The following is a 4,679-nucleotide window of genomic DNA, read 5'->3' as shown; positions in this document are numbered from 1 at the left end:
TGTCCTTGCCGTAAGATACAGCGTATTTGTATTTTTTATTAACCTTAAGCTTCTTGAGCATGGATTTCTTCACTTTCCATGTTCCAACGCCCTTGGAGTCGGTTTTGACATTATAAGTCTTGCCGTTGAACTTGACCTTCAAGGTCTTGCCTTTAAGGTACTTGCCGTCAACCTTCATAAGGGAAATCTTGACCTTAGTGGTTTTGGAGGACTTTTTAACCTTCTTGTCGGAAGCCTTGATAATTTGTGTGATTTTCACCTTGTTTGTCACGCTCACCCCATCATATGTGGCCTTAACGGTATATGTGCCCGGCTTGAGGTTAGCGTCAAGGTTCAGGGCCGCATAACCATTGGCATCGGTTTTGACATTGCTGTTCTTGCCGTTGAAGCTGATTATGACATTTTCACCAGCAATTGGCTTTCCATCCTTCATTAACAGTACCTTATATGATGCCTTGCCACTATAAGCGATGCTAACATCCTTGTTTTGAGTCAATGTAGGCTTAGGAGGAACAGGCTCTTCACCAACCATTACATTAATTACCTTGAATTCATTTTCATACACCACTACCAGTGACAAGACAGAACCTGCATTAGGCAGTGAAACACTGAATGTGGTCTTTCCACCAACCAGTTCCTGAGTGGCATAACCGTGGAGTGTCACATAACCTGTTAAGGGATTTCCTAAACTGTCATGGACATGGACAGGAATTTGAATGCTTTTGCCGGCATATCCATTGAATGATTCATTGACATCAATGACTGTGCTTGCAGCATTCTTTACCTCAATAATGATTATTTTTTCCATGCGCTGATAATTATCATCACCTGAATAGATCAGATTAACCGCATATCTGCCGTTAGGAAGACCAGTGACATCAATTATCGCATCACCATTTGAGATTTCTGCAAAATAATTATTTCCAGCGGCTTCAAACATTACAATACCAGTTGCATCACTGAGGAGTTTAACCACCACATCATCACTACCATTGTTTTGAGTGATGCTTGCAATCGTAGCATCAGAAACGATTATGTCAAATGATTTTTGAATGATTTTTGAATTCAAATAGAATATTGCATGCATTTTCATAACATCCGGGGATGAAGGTAGTTTTATATCAAAACTAGCCTTACCATTTACAAATGTTTGTTTACCTAAATTTCGAATTATTGTTAAGCCGTCACTGGATTTTAATGATGCCTGAAGACTAACTTCACCACTTAGAGGCCTTCCAATAGTATTGTGTACATAGAATGGGAAACTAATGTTTTTACCCACAAATCCTACATAATTCTCATCAAACTCGATGATAATCTCATCATAACTTATATTATGCTGAGGGTTTGTGAAATTATTGTTTTCAATGATTAAATTATCTTCATTAGCTATATAGATTGCAGATATGTTTGTATTCCCATTATCAATAACGTTGGATGTAATGTTGTTGTTGGGTCCATCAACTAAAATTGCACTAGCTTCATTTAATGCACCATTATCTTTAAACGTATTGTTATTTATGTCAATGCCCCCTTTGGAGTATATGGCTCCTGCGTATTGGGCATAATTCTCAACAAAAAAGGAATTTGAGACAATGCACTTATTTCTATCATGGTAAATTGCCCCACCATCTACTCCTTGATTGTTTTTAAAGTAGGAATCCTGAATATCCATATTTCCCGAGTTAAATATTGCACCTGCCATCTCCCCTGCACGGTTATTTTCAAAACTGCAATTTTTAACATTAAATGTTGCAAGTGAATTACATAATGCTCCCCCATATCGGGAGGCATAGTTATTGGTGAAATTGCTGTCAAATACATTGATTGTGCACCAAAATGCATATAATCCACTGCCACCTCCCGCAGAGTTATTTTCAAACAGGGAATTTGAAACTATAAGATTTGACTCCCAAGCATATAATCCTCCCGCATCGTTAAGTGCAGAGTTATTAATGAAACTACAATCTGAAACATAGCCTTCATTAACTCCATTCCAGTAAATAGCTCCAGCATGAAAAGCATGGTTATTGACAAAAGAAGAATTGCTTATTGTACCATTATTCCCAGTCCAATAAATAGCTCCTCCGTTAACTCCTTCAACATTGCCATTTACAAATTTTATGCCTTTTATGACCACATAACTTGCAGATACATTCATAATTCTTGATAATTTTCCTGCATCGAGTGTTGCTATTAAATTAGGATTAGATTCGGTTCCGCCTACAATTGTAAGTTGTTTATTAACCTTAATATTCTCCCCAATTCCATTATAAGTTTTTCCACCCAAATAGATAGTGTCCCCATCATTTGCAGAGTCTATGCTTTTCTGTATACTTGTAAAATTACTTCCTTCCACATTTTTATGAGAATTGATTACACCTAATGAAGAAGTTTCATCATCAGCCAGTTGATCAACATCATTGGAAATAGATAATATCTCCTTTTGATTGATTGTTTCTGTTGAAATGTCTTGTAAGTTGCTTTTCTCGAAAGTCATATTGTCCTGGGCAGTCACTGCTCCAACGGACAATATTAAAGAAAGTAGCAAAGCAACAAGAAATAGTTTTTTTGTAACTTTCATTGTTTTACCTCTGTCATTTGAACTATTATATAATAGTTAATTGATTATTTAACTTTCATTATATAAATAGATATACAATATGATAAATTTAGACTTAAAAATTTTACAAAATGAGTACATTTAAAAAATAAATTATACGATTTAGAACTGCCTAAACCCTTGACAATATCCAATTATAACATTGACATATAATCATGAGTCCAAAAAACACTCATGAAACCCTTGAAAAAATAGAAAAAAGGCAACTAAATCAGTTGCCTTGCCAGAAAATCTTATCCTGTGACAATAAGCCATCCAATACACATAATTTCACCTACAAATATCAAAAAATGATTAAAGCACATCTAATTTAATTTAAAATTATACCCTACAAGGTAAGAATTACAAGTTCACAACAATATTGACTTTAATCTGTTTAATATTTATTTAAAAAAGTTACTATTTGATTAATTTATATAGATTTATATATGATTTAATTCATAATATTATATAAAATATTAAAGATAGCAATAAAGGAGGATTCAAATGGATTATTATGTTGAAGACACCATAGACACCTTGAAGAATATAAAAAATAATCCTTATGGCATTAATGATAAATACCATGCATTACAACGAGCACAAAAAAGAAATATCGATTTAAATACCGTAAATACTAAAATTTGTAACGAAAAATTAGTTGGCATTGAAAAATCCTTAAATGAAACAAGTATTTTTCAATTACTCTACGAATATGACAAAAAAGAAGATTTATGTATCGTAATTAATATATTGAATGAAGAAGAAATAGATATCATAACTTTAATTAAAAAAGATGCAAACAGGAGGAGACATTATGCATATTAAACAGTTTGAAGCCGAATACACCTATGACTATGATTTGGATGTCATCAATATTGAAATCAAAAACGATTACACTCATGAAAAATCCATTGACTTAGCATTTGGAGTGTTTTTGGATTTCGATGAAAACTTTCTTCCAGTCAATCTTGAAATTGTTAGTGCTTCAAAAATAGTGGGAATCGAAAAAAAATACCTCATTAATCCAAATGGCCATGTTGAAATAATCATTGGCAATGACATCATCAAAGTCGAAGTTACTTTCAAATTAAAAGACGAAAATGAATGTGTTCAATTGACTGCACTAAACGATTATGGTTTTCCAACATCCCAGACAAATTTTGCAATAGTTTAAATAGATTTAGAATATTATCATCCTAAATCTATCATTTAAACTTTAATTGCCCTGCCAGAAAATCTTATCCTGTGACAATGGTTCTTTTAAGACACCAAGGTCAACTTCAAGATTCATGAAATCCATCACATCCTGCTTGTAGGATTCATTCAAACCTGATATGAATGGGAAGCTGGACATTGACATCTTTTCAACCTCAACATCACTCACGATATCCTTTGGAAGCATTGCTGCTGCCTCATCAGTGTTCTGGTTGATGAAATCGGTTGCGTTCTCATGGATTTCAAGGATTTTCTTGGTCTCGTTAGGATGGCTTTCAATATACTTGTCGGATGCAACCACGACACAGCATGGATGGTCCGGGAGAATGTCCACTGAACCTGCAAGGACCTTAGCGCCGTTCTTCTCGGCTACGCTTACGTAAGGCTCAAATGTTATCATTCCGTCAATCTTGTTGGTCTTGAGAGCATCGTTCATTGAAGGCACTTTCATTGCGGAAACCTTCAGGTCACTGATGTCCATTCCGTTCTCCTTCAGGTAGTATGTGAGAAGCATGTGCTGGATTGATGCCTCACCTGGTGTTGCTATTTTCTTTCCCGCCAAATCCTTAATGTCATCTATTCCGGAATCGCTTGCAACGACTATTCCTGATCCTTCAGTCTGCGCCGCTGATATGACCTTTACAGGCACTCCCTTGGCTATTGATGAGAGCACTGGGGTGATTCCGACATAACCTACATCAACGTCTCCGCTGGCCATTGCAGTCATGAGGTCACCGCCATTGTTGAACATCACCAGCTTGGCGTTGATGCCGTTTTCCTGGAACTTGCCCTGACTGTCTGCTACGAAAAGCGCTGCATCATGGTCTGACGGCAAATATCCTATTGTCACTGTGTCGCC

4 protein-coding genes are annotated in these 4,679 nt (G+C 35.8%); 2 read left to right on the top strand and 2 right to left on the bottom strand.

Annotated features, from left to right (window positions below):
- On the bottom strand, positions 1 to 2,584 hold a 2,584-nt coding region (locus tag QZU77_RS10445), incomplete at its 3' end, for a hypothetical protein (RefSeq protein ID WP_295603857.1).
- A 525-nt stretch (positions 2,585 to 3,109) separates the two neighbouring features.
- Here QZU77_RS10445 and QZU77_RS10440 point away from each other — a divergent pair.
- Together QZU77_RS10440 and QZU77_RS10435 are read left to right on the top strand one after the other, a co-directional pair.
- Positions 3,110 to 3,430 (top strand): hypothetical protein, encoded by a 321-nt coding sequence (locus tag QZU77_RS10440; protein WP_295603855.1) that lies wholly within the window; start codon positions 3,110 to 3,112, stop codon positions 3,428 to 3,430.
- Positions 3,420 to 3,779 (top strand): hypothetical protein, encoded by a 360-nt coding sequence (locus QZU77_RS10435; RefSeq protein ID WP_295603853.1) that lies wholly within the window; start codon positions 3,420 to 3,422, stop codon positions 3,777 to 3,779. Before QZU77_RS10440 ends, QZU77_RS10435 begins: the two co-directional genes overlap by 11 nt.
- 42 nt (positions 3,780 to 3,821) lie before the next feature.
- On the opposite strand, the gene QZU77_RS10430 is transcribed toward QZU77_RS10435, so the two are convergent.
- On the bottom strand, positions 3,822 to 4,679 hold an 858-nt coding region (locus QZU77_RS10430), incomplete at its 5' end, for an ABC transporter substrate-binding protein (protein WP_295603851.1).

Origin of the sequence: uncultured Methanobrevibacter sp. (assembly GCF_902774605.1) — an archaeon.
Taxonomy (GTDB): Archaea; Methanobacteriota; Methanobacteria; order Methanobacteriales; family Methanobacteriaceae; genus Methanocatella.
The sequence above is the reverse complement of the archived record's forward strand: the minus strand, read 5'-3'. Positions and strand labels throughout refer to the sequence as shown.

What these genes read in the sequence shown, in the direction of transcription:
- QZU77_RS10435 (WP_295603853.1), top strand. Translation starts at nt 3,420, where the DNA reads ATGCATATTAAACAGTTTGAAGCCGAATACACCTATGACTATGATTTG.
- QZU77_RS10440 (WP_295603855.1), top strand. Translation starts at nt 3,110, where the DNA reads ATGGATTATTATGTTGAAGACACCATAGACACCTTGAAGAATATAAAA.